The following is a 15,851-nucleotide window of genomic DNA, read 5'->3' on the forward strand; positions in this document are numbered from 1 at the left end:
GATTCCGGGGGAAATAAATAACTCCGCACTAGGCGGAGTTATTTCGCGCATCCATCTGAATCAGGCGGAAGCCTTCTTCATATTAATATTTTGATTGGTGGCGAGTTCGGGGTTGTAGAGGTATTCCACATTACCCTGTTCCACCTGTTTGAGATATTCCTGGAAGCCGGCCTTGGCTTTATCCCAGCTGATGCCCATTTTTTCGACCAGGTCTTCACAGGGTGAAGCGTGCCACTGCAACTGGACGATTTTGAAGGGATCGGCGCCACAGGCCAGGGCCGCGAGTTGCACGTCGGCGATGATCGGCATGGAGTAATTCATGTCGTGCGCCTTGCCGATCCACTGGTTCTTGTCCAGCGTGGTGATGCAGCCGGTGTCGATGCCGATCATGACGTCGGCCTTGGCTTCTTCCCGGGCTACCTTGATCTTGCGATTCATGGAAAAGCTGCGGGTGAACTCGCGCTCGGAAATGATGTGGCGGAAACCAAAGCCACAGCAGTCGTACCAGGTGGAGTAGTCGATAACCTGCGCACCCAGGGCCTGCGCGACGGAGGTGCCGACCGCTGTGCGATTGCCGCCGAGCACCGTGTTGTCATACACGGCGTCTTCCTGCACCATCTTGTAGTAATGACAGGCGGCATGGACGGTGACGCGAATATTGCTCATGTCGACCACCTGCATCTCCGAGGCAATGCGGTGACGCATAACGTGCAGCCATTCACTGTAGTGCACCACTTCTTCGGGGATGACGATCTTGCCGTCGACCAGACGCCCAAGTTTGCCCAGAATCTTCTTGACCTTTTCGCGCAGTTCAGCGGATTCGATCAGATACTTGCGGATTTCCTTGTAATTGCCGAAGGAAGTGCCGCAGTGGACCAGAGGGAAGAAGTGGCCATTCTCAAAACCGTGCTGCTTGCCGGAGACATAGGCCTGATGGAAATTGCGCAGGAAAACGGCGGCGAGAGATTCAACGTTGCCGATGCCGGAACCGTGGTAGTTCCAGGCGGTGCAGGAGGTCTGATCGGTTTCGTCCAGGTAATCGACCCCCAGGTGATTCATGAACCACATGAGACTGGTGGGGTAGCCGGGGATATTGCCGCACTGACCACAGCTTTTGTGATGCCAGAGATTGTTGGTCGGAACCCGTTTTTTCCAGCCAAACAACGTGTCCACTTCGACGGCCTTATGTTCGTCGGTGATACGGTGGACGATGATCTCGCCTTCCTTCTCCAGTTGCCACATGTGATCACGGATGTCGTCCATCCGCTCACCCAGGTCCACCGTGCGCCGGTCAACATGATTACGCACCCAGGCCGTAGCCGCCTCAGCTTCGTTCGCCGAAAGATTCGTATCCTGAAAAAAAGCGCCGTGACCCGCTACGCCCTGCTGCGTGCTGTTGTCGCTCATGATGGTCTCCTTGGCCGTTAGGCCACTTGCTGCGAATATGTTTTACACGTACCCAAGTAGTTGACTATTGTGCTCCACAATAATTCCGTTGCCAAGTAAATGGCTATACAATTATTTATTGTGGGTAGTGTTTTGTGTTTATGTCTTCGGATGGGTTACAGGTGCACTTATGCACATAAAAACAAATGGATGTGATATTATGGGAAACTTGGGACTGACGCAGATTCCGGCACCGGGGGAGATTGCCGAACGTTGTCGCGCATTGTATCTGGCTCCGGCAGTGTGCAGTAAAGGATGGTTGCCGAACCTGTTTTGGCGACCTGCGACGCGGGATAATCCCTTCGGGACGTTGCGGGTGGATCCCTGGGAGCTGGAAGTGCTTTTTGCCGCGATTGGGGGTGAATCTGCCCTGTCGCGGGCGGCACTGGAACAGCGCGCGCCCGGTCGCGCTGGATTCATTGAGCGCTCCATTGCCCATGGTGAATTGCCACTGCTGAATTTTCGTGAGGATATTCCTTAAGTTATGCCAGCGCTGCCCCGCATTGCGATTCTCTCGCATCATACCGGGTTGTACTCGACCCGTCGCCTGCTGGATGCGGTTGCCGCGGCGGGCGCAGAACCCGTTTTGCTTCAGCCTGAGCATTGCTTGCTGATGTTAGATAATACCGAGGCGCGGCTTTACTACAGGTCCGCTCTTTTGGCGCCCTGCACCGCGGTGATTCCGCGAGTAGGTGGTCCGCTGACGCACTTAGGGTCACGCCTGCTCCGTTTTTTTGCGGGGGAAGGCAGCTGCTGCCTCAACAGTGCGGAATCGTTGGAGTTGTCCCGCGACAAGTTTGCTTCTTTGCAGGTCCTGGTTGCCGCGGGTGTTGCGGTGCCGAAGACGGCCTATTTCACGCAGATGGAGCAGCGTGATCTGGCAGTGTCTGCCGTGGGTACGCCCTTGGTACACAAACTGCTCAGTGGTTCCCAGGGGGTGGGCGTCAGTCTGGCGGAGACGGATATAGCGGCACGGGGGATGCTGGACACCTTTCTTCATCTGCAACACGAAGCGATGGTTCAGCGCTTTCTTCCAGGGCGTCAGGATTTTCGGATGATCGTCCTCTTCGGCAAGGTGATTGCGGCCATGCGCAGGGAGGCTTCTACTGAGGATTTTCGCAGCAACCTGCATTGCGGGGGCCGGGCGTCGGCGCTGCCGGATTTGCCGGAAGATTTTGCCGCCATTGCCCGCCTGTCGGCGTCTGCACTAGGTCTGGGTTTTGCCGGGGTGGATATCATGCTGGCGGAAGATCAGCAGCCCATGGTACTGGAAGTAAATCCCGTCCCCAGCTTGGAAGGTATCGAAGGAATCACGGGTCAGGATATCGCCGGTACTTTGGTTAAAGCGCTTTTACAGCAGGCCCTGTCCCCATCTCTGCAACCGCCGTTGTAATCCAGTCTTGCGCTTGCTGGTTGAGGGCTGCGGCTTTACCTGCGGGGGCTAGTGCGGGGCCGATCTGCACCTCAACCACCCCCGGCCATTTGCGCCAATCTGCGCGTGGCCAGAAGCACCCGCTATTCACGGCGATGGGCAGAAGCGGAACCTGAGCGCGAATGGCCAGGCCAGCGGCCGTGCTGCTGAAAGGACCAACCTCGCCGCAGGGGTGGCGGGTGCCTTCCGGGAAGATCACTACGTTAAAGCCTGCCGCCAGGCGGGCTTTGCCTTCTTCAATCACCTCCACTAAGGCCTGTCTGCCAGCGTCGCGGTCGATACCGATGGGCCAGGACAGATGCAGGCCCCAGCCAATCACCGGGATACGGAGGAGTTCCTTTTTCAGTACATAGGAGAGTCGTGGGAAGATGCACCAGAGGAGCAGTGTTTCCAGTGCCGATTGATGGTTGGCGACGATGACGCAGGGCGTGGCGGGAATGTTGGCGAGGCCGCAAACCCGATAACGCAGGCCACAACTCCAATGGAGCCAACCGACGCCAGTACGTGCCCATAAACGACTGGTCCAGACCCGCGCTGTCAGCGGCAACAGGGTGACGACCAGGCTGAAAAAGGCCCAGACCAGGGTCCAGATCGTAAAACCAATGTAGAACAAGCTGCTGCGAATGGTACGTATCACGGAATGCCGAGAATGGCGTGTACCGCCGCGTTAAGATCCGCAAAAACGGAGACGCCCGCCGCTTCCGCTGCCAAACGCATGCTTTGGCCTTTGCCCGTCAGCACCAGCATGGGCTGTGCACCGGCTGCACGCGCGGCGACCATATCGCGCATACTGTCACCGATGGCGGGAACCTGTTCCAGCGAGATCTGCAGGCGCTCCTGTATCTCGCGAAGCAGGCCGGGCGCCGGTTTGCGACACGCGCATTCTGCTTCCGGAGTATGGGGACAGAAGAAAATGGCATCTATCCGACCGCCTACGGCAGCGAGTTCCTGACGCATACGCCGATGAATAGCGGTCAGGGTACGGATATCGAAAAGCCCCCGACCCACACCGGACTGATTGGTGGCTACCACCACCTGGTAGCCGGCGCGGTTCAGCCGCGCAATAGCCTCTAGACTGCCCGGAATAGGGCGCCACTCGGCGGGAGATTTGATAAAGGCGCTACTGTCCTCGTTGATGACACCGTCACGATCAAGGATCACCAGTTGCCCCATCAGACCCCCTGTAACTGCGAAAAGTCGGCGATGCGCAGAAACGCCTCCTGGAGTTGGGCAAGCAGGGCGAGACGGTTCTGGCGGAGTACAGGTTCTTCAGCAAGGACCATGACCGCATCAAAAAATTGATCGACCGAGGGACGTAAGCCCGCGAGCAGGTCTAACGTGGCGGCATATTGGCGTTTTGCGAGCTGCACATGAACGGGTTGCGCCAAGACTTGCCAGTGTTCCCACAGTGCGCGCTCTGCGGGATCCGCAAAATGCTGCGGGTCTACTTGCCAGTCGGCGCAGAGGGTTTCCTTGCGTAATAGATTGTTGATTCGTTTGATCAGCGCTGCCAGAGCATCCGCCGACGCATGCTCAGCCTGGAAAAGGGCGAGGGCCTCAAGACGCTGGCGCGCATCCAGTGGCTCGTGGGGTTGGCGGCTGAGCACGGCGGCGATCTGGTCGGCACGAAAGCCCTCTTCCCGAAAATAGACACGCATCCGATCCTGAAAGAAGTCGAGCACTGCAGTCCGCGTCTCTGTTCTATTCTTGGCAAAAGTACTGCCGTAAGCGGTCAGCGTACTAGTTATCGCTGTGTCCAGATTCAGGGGCACCCGAGCATCCAGCACAATGCGCAGCACCCCCAGTGCGGCGCGGCGCAGGGCGAAGGGGTCGCGGTCACCGGTGGGCACTTTGCCGATGGCGAAAAAGCCGCAGAGGGTGTCCAGTTTGTCGGCGATGGCCAGACACTGTCCGTGCGCCTCTGCCGGAATTTCATCATCGCGACCACTGGGCATGTAATGCTGGGCGATGGCTGTGGCAACACGGATATTTTCGTCGTCATGTCGGGCATAGTGGCCGCCCATGATGCCCTGCAGTTCCGGGAACTCGCCTACCAGACCGCTGAGCAGGTCACTTTTGCAAAGCGCAGCGGCACGGTCCATGTCGCCTGCATTCACCGCAAAGTGCGGCGCGAGGGCTGCCGCAAGTGCCTGCAGACGCGTGGTTTTGTCGAAAATGCTGCCGAGGCCGTCCTGAAACAGTACTCCGGCGAGTGCGCCCCGTCGCGTCTGCAAGGAGACCTGGCGATCCTGATCCCAGAAGAATGCAGCGTCGGCCAGTCGGGCGCGCAGTACCCGGTTATTCCCGTTGATGACGACCTGCGCATCCAGGCTATGCAGGTTGGCCGCGAACAGATAATGGGGCACCAGACACCCATCCTGGCCGCGCAGGGGGATATAACGCTGGTGCTGCATCATGACCGTAATCAGCGCTTCTTCCGGTACCCGCAGATAGTCCTCGGCGAAACTGCCCGCGAGAATAACCGGCCATTCATTGAGTCCGGTGATCTCGTCCAGCAAGGCATCTGGCAGGATGGGGTTGACGGCCATCTCACGAGCTAAAGCTACTATTTTGCGGGCGATGTGCGCGCGACGTTCTGCAAAGTCCACCATCACCTTTGCCTGTAGTAAAGACTCGGCGTAATCGGCGGGGTTGATAATCTGAACCGACTGGGGATGATGGACGCGGTGCCCGAAGCTTTCTCCACCAGCATCCAAGCCAAAAACATTCCAGTTCAGCACCTGCTGGCCCTGAAGCAGCAAAAGCCAGCGCACCGGACGCAGGAAAGTATCAGAACGTGCCCCCCAATGCATACGTTTGCGCAGGGGCAAGCTGGCTACCAGTTTGCTGGCGATCGCGGGTAACAGGATATGACTATCTTGGGCCGCGCCGACTTCCCGCCAAGCAAGGACGGGACCCTTGTCCGTCTCCAGCGTGAGCAGATCATCAACGCCGACCTCGCAGGAACGGGCAAAGCCTTCTGCTGCCGCCGTGGGTTTGCCCTGCGCATCACGGGCGCGCTCTACAGGCGGACCACGGCGCAGGGTTTCCTGCGGTAGACTCTGCCGGGACACGTCTTTAATCCAGAGAGCGAGACGTCGCGGAGTGACATAGCTGCGGATGCTTCCATACTGCAACCCGGCTTTGTCGAGTAATTGGCCCACGATCTCGGTCGCTGCATCTTGCAGAGGCATTTGTTCCCGCGCTGGCAATTCTTCACAACCCAATTCCAGCAGGAGATCTTCAGTCGCTGACATCTTGGCTCCGCAGTAAGGGATGGCCGAGGGCAGCACGCGCTTCGGCATAGTTCTCGGCGACGCCACGGGCGAGGGTACGGACGCGGCCGATGAATCGAGCGCGCTCGTTGACGCCGATGGCATGGCGGGCATCCAGCAGGTTGAAGGTGTGGGAGCAGTCTAGCACCCGTTCGTAGGCGGGCAGGGGGAGATGCGCCGCCAGTAACGCGCGGCAGTCTTTTTCTGCCTGATCGAAGCGCTGGAAGAGGTCTTCTACCGGTGCCAGCTCAAAATTATAGCGGGATTGCTCCACTTCGTTCTGATGAAACACATCTCCGTAGAGTACGCCGGGGGTCCACACGAGATCATAAACACTCTCTACGCCTTGCAGATACATGGCTAGTCGCTCCAGACCATAAGTGACTTCCCCCATCACGGGATGACAATCCAGGCCGCCCACCTGCTGGAAATAGGTGAACTGGGTGACTTCCATTCCATTCAACCAGACTTCCCAGCCCAGTCCCCAGGCACCCAGGGTCGGTGACTCCCAGTCATCTTCCACAAATCGGATATCTTGTACCCGGGAATCAATGCCGAGGGTCGCCAGCGATTCGAGGTAGAGTTCTTGCAGGTTCAATGGACTAGGTTTGAGCACCGCCTGAAACTGATAGTAGTGCTGAAGACGATTGGGATTGTTTCCGTAACGGCCATCCGTGGGACGCCGGGAGGGCTGCACATAGGCGGCTCGCCATGGCTCGGGGCCGATGGCCCGCAAGAAAGTGGCAGGGTGGAAGGTGCCGGCACCGACGGGCATGTCCATGGGCTGGAGCAAAACGCAGCCCTGACCGGCCCAGAAGCCTTGCAGCCGCTGGATGATTTCCTGGAAGGTCATACGGATCTCTGGCAGAAGTTTCGCGCATTATGACCCAACGCAGCCTGCTCTGTGAAGGGTGCCCGTCTGTCTGCACGCCGCGACTGGCCTCAAAGTAGTTCGGCAATCCCCAATGCCCCCCGCTTCGCGTCGAGGAATACCAGTCCAAGCTTCGCTTCTTTGCGCGCAATGACGGTAAGAACGGCATCCGGGCCAGCGTGAATAAGCAGGACATAGCCGTTATCGCCCTTGATCATGACCTGTTCCAACTCGCCTCGTGCCAGTTCTATGGCAGTGCGGTCGCCCAGGGAAAGCATCGCCGCCGCCATGGCACCGACCCGGTCTTCGTCCATGGTGGAAGAAAGCAGTGAGGCGATAGTGAGTCCGTCGGTAGAAATTACGGCTGAGGCCTCGATGTCCGCAGAAGACCCGTTCAGATCGCTGAGGACGGACTTGAGCATTTCTTCACGCATTTTTATTCTCCTGATGACTTGATAAGTGTATGAAAATGGTTATTTTTTAGAAATAGCGATTGCCTAGATCTTGTACCAGCGTAACGAAGGATTGATCCTGCAGGCGAGGCGTACCGCTGACCACAAGCATGAAACGTTGTTGACCGATAAATAATGGCCAGAACCCCAGCTCAGAGCGTCCGGCAGGATCGAGCAGTCCCCAGGTCTCAGTGTTGATACGCAGGTTGTTTTTCAGCAAACGGCCATGCCTGGCCTGTAAGGAGAGTAAGTCTGCGGAAAGTCCGGCGAGTTCTTCTGCGGCTTCATGGGTGTAGCCGGCTGCGGCGAGATAAAAGCCATTTTCGTCGGCGAGGAGTGTCTTGTGTACATCCGAAAGTTGCGCGAGGAGGGGCGGTAACGCATCTTCCAGACGTTTATCTTCTTGCTGACGTGGATGCTCAGTGCCCCGTAACAACCCCAGTCGTTGCAGGCGGAAAATGCTGCGTAGAGCTTCCTCTGCGTTTGCCGCCTGGGTCCAACGCTGTGCGGCCTTGATGCTGAAGGGGGCTCGGTGTCCTTCTCGCAAAATATATAAAAGAATTGCCCGGTTTCCTTCCTGATCGGGACTGGATGTTGCGTAAAAAGCCCCGGCTGGTGTCACTTCACCATAGAGATCAGCGCTGGTGGCGACCAGTTCGATGCTCATGATTGATCCCCGATCCCGGGATCGATGGAATAAAGAAGTGCCATAACCAGATTTTTAACGTCGTCCTTGTTACGACCATCTACTTCGAAAATTGGTGGGATGGGATTAAGCATCCGCAGATCAGCGATTACTTCCGGGAGCATGCTGGCATAGTCTGCTATCCGGGGCTGTGCCTGGATATCCGTTTTTGAAACTCCGATGACTACGGGAACGTTTACAATAAAATCTTTGAAGGCATGGAGAAAAAAGTGCAGATCTTTTTTCGGGTTAGGGCGGGTGTTGTCCAGCATCAAGATGAGACCCAGACCACCAGTGGTGAGAATGTCCCACATGAAGTCGAAACGCTCTTGACCAGGGGTGCCATACAGGTGAATTTTAGTGCCCTCATCCAGCTTAAGGACGCCATAATCCATCGCCACGGTGGTGTGACCCTTGCGGTTTAGTGTCATATCCGAAGCTTGGGCATCGGTGGAGATAATTGGAATGTCTGATAATGCTGAAATGGCCGTTGTTTTGCCTACACCAACAGGACCGGTAAAGATGATTTTATTGTCTTCTCTCACAACGTTGGCTCCTTCAATATAATTTTTGGCCAAGTACTCTTTGCATTTGCATTTTACAGCCCTGAAATGCGGGCAAGGAGACGGCCCAAGAAGCTTCTTTTGGCCGCGGGTATTTCTGCAACCGTTGGCGCATTAGGCATCATTGGCTGGATGCGGTTGTCGGGATTCTCTGCCGCGTTGTAGCGCAACAGCCCTAAGCTGTCTGCGGCGGCAAGAAAATTGAAGAGATTATGAGGCTCAATGCGTAGCATCTTCACCGTCAATGCCGGAGATGCCGGCGAACGGGCAAGAAAAGCTGCTAAACGCAGTGCGTCAGGCAGCATGGTAAGTCGCGTCAGATTGGGCCATTGCTTCAATTGTACCGGGGCGTTGATCTGTAGCTGTTGGCTGAGACGTCCATCAGCTGTCCATGCACCCATTTGCCAGAGCAGAGACTGAAGAGTGAGATGCCGTGTGGATGTATGAGGGGGGACGTCGGTGTTGTTGGGGGCACGCATTTGTAGCCGCGGGTGCTCTTCTCGCGCCAGCGATTTGAGATGTTCATCGTCCGTCAGCAAGATGGCCTGATCAGCTATCGGATCTAATTGTAGAAGGATCCGTTGTTGATCATCCACAATAACGACCGACGACTGATCGCGCCGGATCATCTGTAAAAGTCCCAGTAGACCGGCCTGAGGGTTGAAATGACGTATTTCTTCAGGGCGCAGAACCGGAGTGTGACGTGGCGTAGCGGCTGGCGCCGTGACGGGTTTGGGAGCAGGCGGGTTTGCGGCGGTGGGCGATGGGACAACGGCGGCGGACAGCGCGGGGATCGTGACCTCGGGCCGAATAGGCATGACCGTGGCACCGCTTCTTCCTGCTGGTTTTCCAGGTGCGGGGCTACCATTCAGCAACGACTCCAGCGCTGGAAACAGGGTTTCCATACGTACAGGTTTCTGCAACACCGGGAACACACTATCGGCTTGCGGGGAAACACTCGTCAGGAGGATACGTTGTTCCGGTTGTTCGCTATGCAATCGATGAGCGATAGCCATACCCTCCGCACCATCCACATCAATAATGGTCACTGCAGGTGTTTGTGTGCCACCGGTATCCAGCAGTTGATAATGGCGTCGGGTAAACATTTTGAAAGCCATACGGAAGACGGCTTCTTTGCGTGCATCCATCCCGATGCTGCGAACGAGAATGCTGTCGCTATTAGAGGGGTTTTTCGTCATGATCAAATCCTAAATGATCTGTCGTTGCGGGTGGCGCTGGAGGCGTTCAGCAAGGCTGAACATTTGGCGCATGATGTCTTCATTGGGCTGCGTATCCATTGTAAGAATCGATTGGATGAATTGGGAAAAGCGCTCGCGGGCGTCCATCCGTTCATACATTTCGAGGAGCGGTCCGTAATAAACGCTATGGTCCGGTTGAGCTAATGCGGCTTTCTCCAGAAGATCTACGGCTTCATCTACCTGCCCATACTCCAAAAGCAGGTTGCATTCTTTGATAAGGCTGTCCTCACTGTCCTTCGGGGTGATCTGATGATCGCGGCGAATCTCTTCTGTTACCAGTGGTGGGCTGCTCAGTGGTATGGCAGTGATCGGCAGATAAAGTCCGTACTGCTCGGCCAGTTCTGCAAGAGTATTTTCTTCTCCGTCACTCTCGGCAAGGGAGTTCCACAGGTCATGCTTACCCAGCCGCTGCCCACGGTGCAGCAATCGCGTCCGCAAGTCGCTACCTGCGCCCCACAATGTAATATAGAGCTGAAGGAGGGATTCAGCATAGGCGGTGCATCGCCGCTGGATGTAAAGCATCTCCAAAAGGGTAACCTGGAGGATGAGTTTGCGCGGATCGAGAATAAGGTTACGGCGTAACAGGCGCTCGGCCTCAGAATATTGGCGACACGTCAGCAGGTGACGTGCGGCACTGATGGGCGAAATCAGCCCGGCCACCACCTCATATTCTTCCTCAGCCAGCGGCGTGAGGTCTTCGGACCCGGTCAGCAGCATGACACCTGCGTCCGGAGCGCCGTTTTTCGAAGCTCCGCTCGATGACTGCCCGGGTTTCACAACGAATCCAGACAGAAGATCCAGCGGTTCCGGGTTGACGATGGCTTGCTGCAACGCTCTCTGTGCACTTACGAGTGAGGAAGATATCGCAGATTGCGGCGCATGCAGGGCGTGTGTGACGACCGCGGCGATTTGCGCGCTGTTCACCCCTAAATTTTCTGCAGTTACCCGCAATTGCAGGTTTTGTGGATCCAGCTTTAATCCTTCCAAAACAAGATCCTGGGCTTCTGTGCCAGGGATGGCACCAGAATCATTGAGCTTTTCTAAAAGTTCAGCGAAGTGATCAATGTCAGAAATTTCACGATAGATCGACAACAGTCGGCGCATCTGCTGAATATTGTCGGGGTTGTGATCCACGTACCAGCTCAGGGACGTGGCAGCCTGTTCAAGGTGGCCATAGGAAAGATAAATCTCCACCTCGTCAAGAATGCTGGTTTCATTGACCTGTACAAAGGAACTTGTCTCCGGCATATCGTTGGCTGGACCGGTTTTAATGGCTGGAGTTGCTTGTGGTGCCTGACTCCCGCTGTGCACGCGGGCATTGCGTAGCGTGCTTGAGGCGTTGAGGAGTTTTTGCCCGCGCAACACCTTCCATAATCCGGTCAAGATGACCATGGCTATGAGGAAAGCTATAATGATCAGACTACCGATGGGTAATTCCATGCAGGAATCTCGCTTCAGGATGGACGCGGTTTTGCTTCTTTGCCGCCGTTAGCCTTGTAGATAGGCGTTTTAATGGTGCTGTCAATGTGCGAAGAGCTCGGCAATTTCATGGATGCGCCTCGTGCTGGGACGACTTGCAGCCGAAGAGGCATCCACCGCAGCCGCGTAACCCGCAAATAATGCGGGTAATGCGTTGACGACGAGGGGGAGGCGCTCACGACTTACGGTGGCCAGTCGCCATTCGGCACGCCATCCATGCACAGGATGGCTCGTGCAAATCGCGACCCCCCAGCCGCGCTCCTGTAGTGACCACTGCTGTTCGGCGACACAGATCTGGTGTTGCCGCGGCGTATGATTCAGACCGACGTAGGGACCCCCGTAAGTCACGCGCAGATCGTTAGTCAGATCAGTTAGCATATGATCGAGACGATGTAGCGCATCGCGTAATTTCTCTCTGGAAGCAGGTTTATTGTTTACTACACTTTTCAAGAATATCAGGTGTGGTGATTCCATACACGCCTCCTTTTACCTTATGATTATGACGGTAATGCCGGACGCTGCCAATGCGCGCGTGCGGTGGATGGCGTTTTTTGCTTTTTCTTAATGTGCCGCAAACAGGAAAATATAATGATGCGAAAACAGTTAGGTGTCTGGTGCCTGGCAGCCTTCATGGGGTATGGTGCGACGGTGGCAGATGCCGGTGTCTATGCTTTGCCCGCTCAGGGTAATGTTGTTGGAGCGCTTAAGGCAATAACCACTCATAGCGATGATACGCTTCTGGATATCGGGCGTTTCTACGACCTGGGTTACAATCAGGTGACGGCGGCCAACCCCGGCATTAACCCCTGGCTCCCTGGTCAGGCCAGCAAGGTGGTTATCCCGGCCGAGTATGTTTTGCCGCCGAAGCCATGGACCGGGATCGTCGTGGATATTCCGGCACGGCGAATTTACTATTTTCCGACGAATGACCGGGTGGTATACACTTATCCTGTTGGTGTCTTTTTGCCGGGCTGGAAGGAGCGTTTGACGGCCACGCAGATTATTGCCAAGTTTAAAATGCCCGCATGGAACGTCCCCAAAAATATCCACGCGTGGTTCGAGAAGAAATTCCATATGGATATCCCGTGGTACTGGCCACCAGGTGCAGAAAACCCCATGGGTGAACTGGCGATGGAGACCGGGCTCTCTGGCATCTTCATTCATGGTACTTACCACCCCTGGGGTGTTGGTATGCGGGCCAGTCAGGGCTGTTTTCAGATGTTCCCGGAGAATGTCGCGCAACTTTTCCCCATGGTTCCGGTGGGTACCCCGGTGCGGATCATTGATCAGCCCAACCTCGTGGGCGTACGTGATGAGCAAGTCTATCTGCAGTCATACAAGCCGATGCATGCCTATCACCAGAAAGGCATCCCGGATTTACAGCGTGCTGTTATGACGATCAAGTCTTTTATGGTGCAGAATCACATCAATCAGGATATTGATTGGGCCGCGGTCCGGCGTATCGTGGCGGAGCATAACACCGTGGCACTCCCCATCGGGGTCAACGCGCCGAGCTATAAAACACTGTCTGCCGCACTTCCCGCAACGCCTTACGCATACGCACCTTACGGTCCATCGGCGAACGGCGCCGCGGTGCCGCCGCCATTGTCTTTGGCGAGCGCCACCAATCAGGAACATCTGCACGTCCAGGTGACTTTCCCCGATCAGAAGCCGTAGAACATCATTTTCTCCTCGGGGGTGGAGGGTCTACTAGTGACCACCCCCGATCCCTTGCTCCTGAATCCAGAGCCAAAACAGCCCGAGGTACTCGTGACTCGCCTCGCTGCTGATTTCCAGATAAATGGCCCGCGGCAGCCAGCTATCCAGCCGGAGTCCGCTCACCCGATCCAGACGGTAATCGGTGGGAACGGGGATCACGTTCAAGCCAGCGTGGCGGAACCAGACGACCGCCCGTGGCATGTGCAATGCAGAGGTCACCAGGTATACTTGGCGGATATGGTGCCCGGCCAGCAATGCCGCGCTGTCTGCGGCGTTAGCTGCGGTATTGTAGGATTGGGTTTCCGGCCAGATAGTGCTTTGTACGCCTAAATCCTGGCGCAGGATGTGCTCCATGGTGACCGCCTCGGGCGGGGCGCCCAGTCGCGGTGCTCCGCCGCTGGGAATTATGGGGAGTCCGGTTTGTTTGGCCAGTTGGGCGGCGGCCATCAGGCGCACGAGCGTGCGCGCATTCGCGGTCTCTTGGGTAGATTCCGGGGACCGCATGACCTCGCCGCCGCCCAGCACCACAATTGCTCCGGGCGTTTCACTGTTGCCCACGGGGTTTGTGAGTGGGGGGTAACGATCTTCCAGCGGCAGGAGGAGGAGCTTGGCACCGACAGCGGTAGAGAAAAAATAAAGGCTACCCAGGGTGAGCAGAATGAGCACTCGCCCGAAATAACGCCACCCCATGGTTTCTGCCAACCAGCCGATGGCGGCGAGGACCAATAAAAGACCGGGCGGCTGCAGCAACGCTGAGGCCAGGGTAAGTACGGTGGTGTAGCGCAGCAACATGCCTCCTCTGGCTCCGCTCAGTCCCTGCGTATCTCATGGAAGCTGCGCTCGGCATGATAGGAAGATCGCACCAGGGGGCCGCTGGCGACGTGGCGGAAACCCATGGCCATACCCTCTTGCTGTAACTGCTGAAACTCTTCCGGTGGAACGAAACGGGCGACCGGCAGATGATGGCGAGAGGGTGCCAGATATTGCCCCAGGGTGAGTAGCTCGCATCCGGCCTGCCGCAAGTCCTGCATCACCGTGCGGATTTCATCGAGTTCCTCGCCCAGGCCCAGCATGAGTCCGGATTTGGTGGGGATTGCAGAGTGCTGTGCCTTAAAAGTCGAGAGCAATTGCAGCGAGTGGCTATAATCTGCACCTGGTCTAGCCTGCAAATACAGGCGTGGTACGGTTTCCAGGTTGTGATTGAAGACGTCGGGCGGTGTCTCCCGGAGTGCTGCCAAGGCCTTGTCTACCCGGCCGCGGAAATCCGGTACGAGGATTTCTACGTGCAGTTCCGGGCAACTTTCACGCAGGGCCGAGATAACCTGAGCAAAGTGCTGGGCGCCGCCATCGCGCAAATCATCACGGTCTACGGAGGTAATGACGACGAAGCGCAGTCCCATCGTTGCCACGGTCTGGGCAAGGTGCGCAGGTTCCAGGGGATCAGGTGCTTGTGGGCGACCATGGGCCACGTCACAGAAGGGGCAGCGACGGGTGCAAATGTCTCCGAGGATCATGAAGGTCGCCGTCCCAGCGCCGAAGCACTCGCCCAGATTGGGGCAGGAGGCCTCTTCACAGACCGTGTGGAGGTCCGCTGCACGCAGAATCTTTTTGAGCCTGTCCACCTCGGGGGTCAAGGGTGATCGTACCCGCAACCACTGGGGCTTGGGCTGGCGTTCGGACTTTATTGGAATGATGGGTATGGGGTTACGTGCGGTCTTTTCGGCACCGCGCTCGGCTTTTTTAGCATTATGTTGGGGGTCCATGTCAGGCCCCTCCTTTTCTTAAGGGGCGATCCAGGCTGATAGCCAATTGCGCCATCAGAGTTTCGGCAATATCACGACTTGACCAGTCCGGACAGAGGTCATGCACCTGAGTGACGGCGAGATTGACCATGCCACAAGGATGAATACGCTGGAATGGGCTCAGATCCATCTCGGTATTGAGGCTGAGGCCGTGGTAACTGCGACCATGCTGAATACGCAAGCCCAAGGAGGCAATTTTGGCATCGCCCACATAGACTCCGGGAGCATCGCGACGCGCATGAGCAGTCACGCCACGTTGCTGGAGCAGATGAATGACGGACTGTTCCATGGCGGTGGTTAAGGTCCGGACGTTGATTCCTATACGGGGTAGATCGATGAGCAAGTAGACTACCCATTGTCCCGGTCCATGATAGGTGACTTTGCCACCGCGATCACTGCGAATGACCGGAATGGGGCCAGGGTCAAGAACGTCTGCCGCGTCAGCATTGCGTCCGAGGGTAAAAACCGGAGGATGCTGGAGAAGCCACATCTGATCCGGCGTGTCGGCATCTCGCTGGGACGTGAATTCGCGCATGGCGTCCAGCACTGTGAAGTAAGGAAGCAACCCTGGCCAGCAGCGAATGAGTATGGGCGTATTCATAAGCAGAGGATCACGCCATCAATCCCTTTGACGGAGCTATAAACAGCCAGGAGGTGCTCATGGCTGTTGATCTCCAGGGAAACCGTGACGGCCTGATATTGTCCCTGACTGCTGGGTCGGCAGGAGAAAGCCATGTCCGGCAAGTCCGGTGCATGAGGTGCGATCGCCGCACGCACCGCCGCGAGTAGATCAGCGTGCTGACCAATGGCCTTGACATGGTGCAGGTGCGGAAAGTCTGCTGCTGGATTTTTTTCGGTTTCCATAGCG

The 15,851-nt window shown here is 56.7% G+C and carries 18 protein-coding genes; 3 read left to right on the top strand and 15 right to left on the bottom strand.

Translation table 11 applies throughout. From position 1 onward, the window contains the following. Positions 1–60: 60 nt before the first annotated feature. Positions 61–1,407 carry a heterodisulfide reductase-related iron-sulfur binding cluster gene (locus H2515_RS03850; RefSeq protein WP_198660938.1) on the bottom strand — a complete coding sequence of 449 codons (1,347 nt, stop codon included), beginning with the start codon at positions 1,405–1,407 and terminating at the stop codon, positions 61–63. A gap of 199 nt (positions 1,408–1,606) precedes the next feature. Between H2515_RS03850 and H2515_RS03855 the strand changes: the two genes are divergently transcribed. Both H2515_RS03855 and H2515_RS03860 read left to right on the top strand, forming a co-directional pair. Further along, positions 1,607–1,927: a hypothetical protein gene (locus tag H2515_RS03855; RefSeq protein WP_035192291.1), complete on the top strand. Its 321-nt coding sequence runs from the start codon at positions 1,607–1,609 to the stop codon at positions 1,925–1,927. Between the two features lie 3 nt (positions 1,928–1,930). Beyond that, positions 1,931–2,839, top strand: a complete 909-nt coding sequence (locus tag H2515_RS03860) for an ATP-grasp domain-containing protein (protein ID WP_198660939.1) — start codon at positions 1,931–1,933, stop codon at positions 2,837–2,839. Here H2515_RS03860 and H2515_RS03865 read toward each other — a convergent pair. The 10 genes from H2515_RS03865 to H2515_RS03910 all read right to left on the bottom strand — a co-directional run bounded on the left by H2515_RS03865 (position 2,787) and on the right by H2515_RS03910 (position 11,936). After that, the gene (locus tag H2515_RS03865; protein ID WP_014029858.1) at positions 2,787–3,515 is read right to left on the bottom strand and encodes a lysophospholipid acyltransferase family protein; all 729 of its coding nucleotides are present in this window, start codon (positions 3,513–3,515) and stop codon (positions 2,787–2,789) included. The genes H2515_RS03860 and H2515_RS03865 overlap by 53 nt on opposite strands. Beyond that, positions 3,512–4,051, bottom strand: coding sequence for a D-glycero-beta-D-manno-heptose 1,7-bisphosphate 7-phosphatase (gmhB, locus tag H2515_RS03870; RefSeq protein WP_014029857.1), 540 nt, complete (start codon positions 4,049–4,051; stop codon positions 3,512–3,514). The genes H2515_RS03865 and gmhB overlap by 4 nt, the downstream gene beginning before the upstream one ends. Beyond that, on the bottom strand, positions 4,051–6,135 hold the full coding sequence (gene glyS, locus H2515_RS03875) for a glycine--tRNA ligase subunit beta (RefSeq protein WP_198660940.1): 2,085 nt from the start codon (positions 6,133–6,135) through the stop codon (positions 4,051–4,053). The genes gmhB and glyS overlap by 1 nt, the downstream gene beginning before the upstream one ends. Then, the gene (glyQ, locus tag H2515_RS03880) at positions 6,122–7,006 is read right to left on the bottom strand and encodes a glycine--tRNA ligase subunit alpha (protein WP_198660941.1); all 885 of its coding nucleotides are present in this window, start codon (positions 7,004–7,006) and stop codon (positions 6,122–6,124) included. The genes glyS and glyQ overlap by 14 nt, the downstream gene beginning before the upstream one ends. Before the next feature lie 89 nt (positions 7,007–7,095). Then, the gene (locus tag H2515_RS03885; RefSeq protein ID WP_035192285.1) at positions 7,096–7,458 is read right to left on the bottom strand and encodes a roadblock/LC7 domain-containing protein; all 363 of its coding nucleotides are present in this window, start codon (positions 7,456–7,458) and stop codon (positions 7,096–7,098) included. A gap of 46 nt (positions 7,459–7,504) precedes the next feature. Beyond that, complete coding sequence (locus tag H2515_RS03890) at positions 7,505–8,143, bottom strand: roadblock/LC7 domain-containing protein (RefSeq protein ID WP_035192284.1); 639 nt, start codon at positions 8,141–8,143, stop codon at positions 7,505–7,507. Further along, positions 8,140–8,706, bottom strand: a complete 567-nt coding sequence (locus H2515_RS03895; protein WP_035192283.1) for a GTP-binding protein — start codon at positions 8,704–8,706, stop codon at positions 8,140–8,142. Before H2515_RS03895 ends, H2515_RS03890 begins: the two co-directional genes overlap by 4 nt. Before the next feature lie 53 nt (positions 8,707–8,759). After that, positions 8,760–9,923 (bottom strand): hypothetical protein, encoded by a 1,164-nt coding sequence (locus H2515_RS03900; RefSeq protein ID WP_035192282.1) that lies wholly within the window; start codon positions 9,921–9,923, stop codon positions 8,760–8,762. A 9-nt stretch (positions 9,924–9,932) separates the two neighbouring features. Further along, on the bottom strand, positions 9,933–11,423 hold the full coding sequence (locus tag H2515_RS03905; RefSeq protein WP_198660942.1) for a hypothetical protein: 1,491 nt from the start codon (positions 11,421–11,423) through the stop codon (positions 9,933–9,935). An 81-nt stretch (positions 11,424–11,504) separates the two neighbouring features. Next, positions 11,505–11,936, bottom strand: a complete 432-nt coding sequence (locus H2515_RS03910; protein ID WP_198660943.1) for a hypothetical protein — start codon at positions 11,934–11,936, stop codon at positions 11,505–11,507. Positions 11,937–12,050: 114 nt separating this feature from the next. Between H2515_RS03910 and H2515_RS03915 the strand changes: the two genes are divergently transcribed. After that, positions 12,051–13,139 (top strand): L,D-transpeptidase family protein, encoded by a 1,089-nt coding sequence (locus H2515_RS03915; RefSeq protein ID WP_198660944.1) that lies wholly within the window; start codon positions 12,051–12,053, stop codon positions 13,137–13,139. A gap of 33 nt (positions 13,140–13,172) precedes the next feature. Here the strand turns inward: H2515_RS03915 and H2515_RS03920 are convergent, their stop codons facing one another. Genes H2515_RS03920 through H2515_RS03935 form a run of 4 tightly spaced genes read right to left on the bottom strand, consistent with a single transcriptional unit; the run spans position 13,173 to position 15,847 of the window. Next, complete coding sequence (locus H2515_RS03920) at positions 13,173–13,973, bottom strand: YdcF family protein (RefSeq protein WP_198660945.1); 801 nt, start codon at positions 13,971–13,973, stop codon at positions 13,173–13,175. A gap of 17 nt (positions 13,974–13,990) precedes the next feature. After that, positions 13,991–14,944, bottom strand: coding sequence for a lipoyl synthase (gene lipA, locus H2515_RS03925; RefSeq protein ID WP_065413141.1), 954 nt, complete (start codon positions 14,942–14,944; stop codon positions 13,991–13,993). A 1-nt stretch (position 14,945) separates the two neighbouring features. Further along, entirely contained in the window at positions 14,946–15,584 is a 639-nt protein-coding gene (gene lipB / locus H2515_RS03930) for a lipoyl(octanoyl) transferase LipB (RefSeq protein WP_035192276.1), read from the bottom strand. Further along, a complete protein-coding gene (locus H2515_RS03935) occupies positions 15,581–15,847 on the bottom strand; it encodes a YbeD family protein (protein ID WP_035192275.1) in 267 nt (88 codons plus the stop codon). Before H2515_RS03935 ends, lipB begins: the two co-directional genes overlap by 4 nt. Positions 15,848–15,851 lie beyond the last annotated feature (4 nt).

The organism is Acidithiobacillus ferrivorans (assembly GCF_016250455.1).
Lineage (GTDB): Bacteria > Pseudomonadota > Gammaproteobacteria > Acidithiobacillales > Acidithiobacillaceae > Acidithiobacillus > Acidithiobacillus ferrivorans.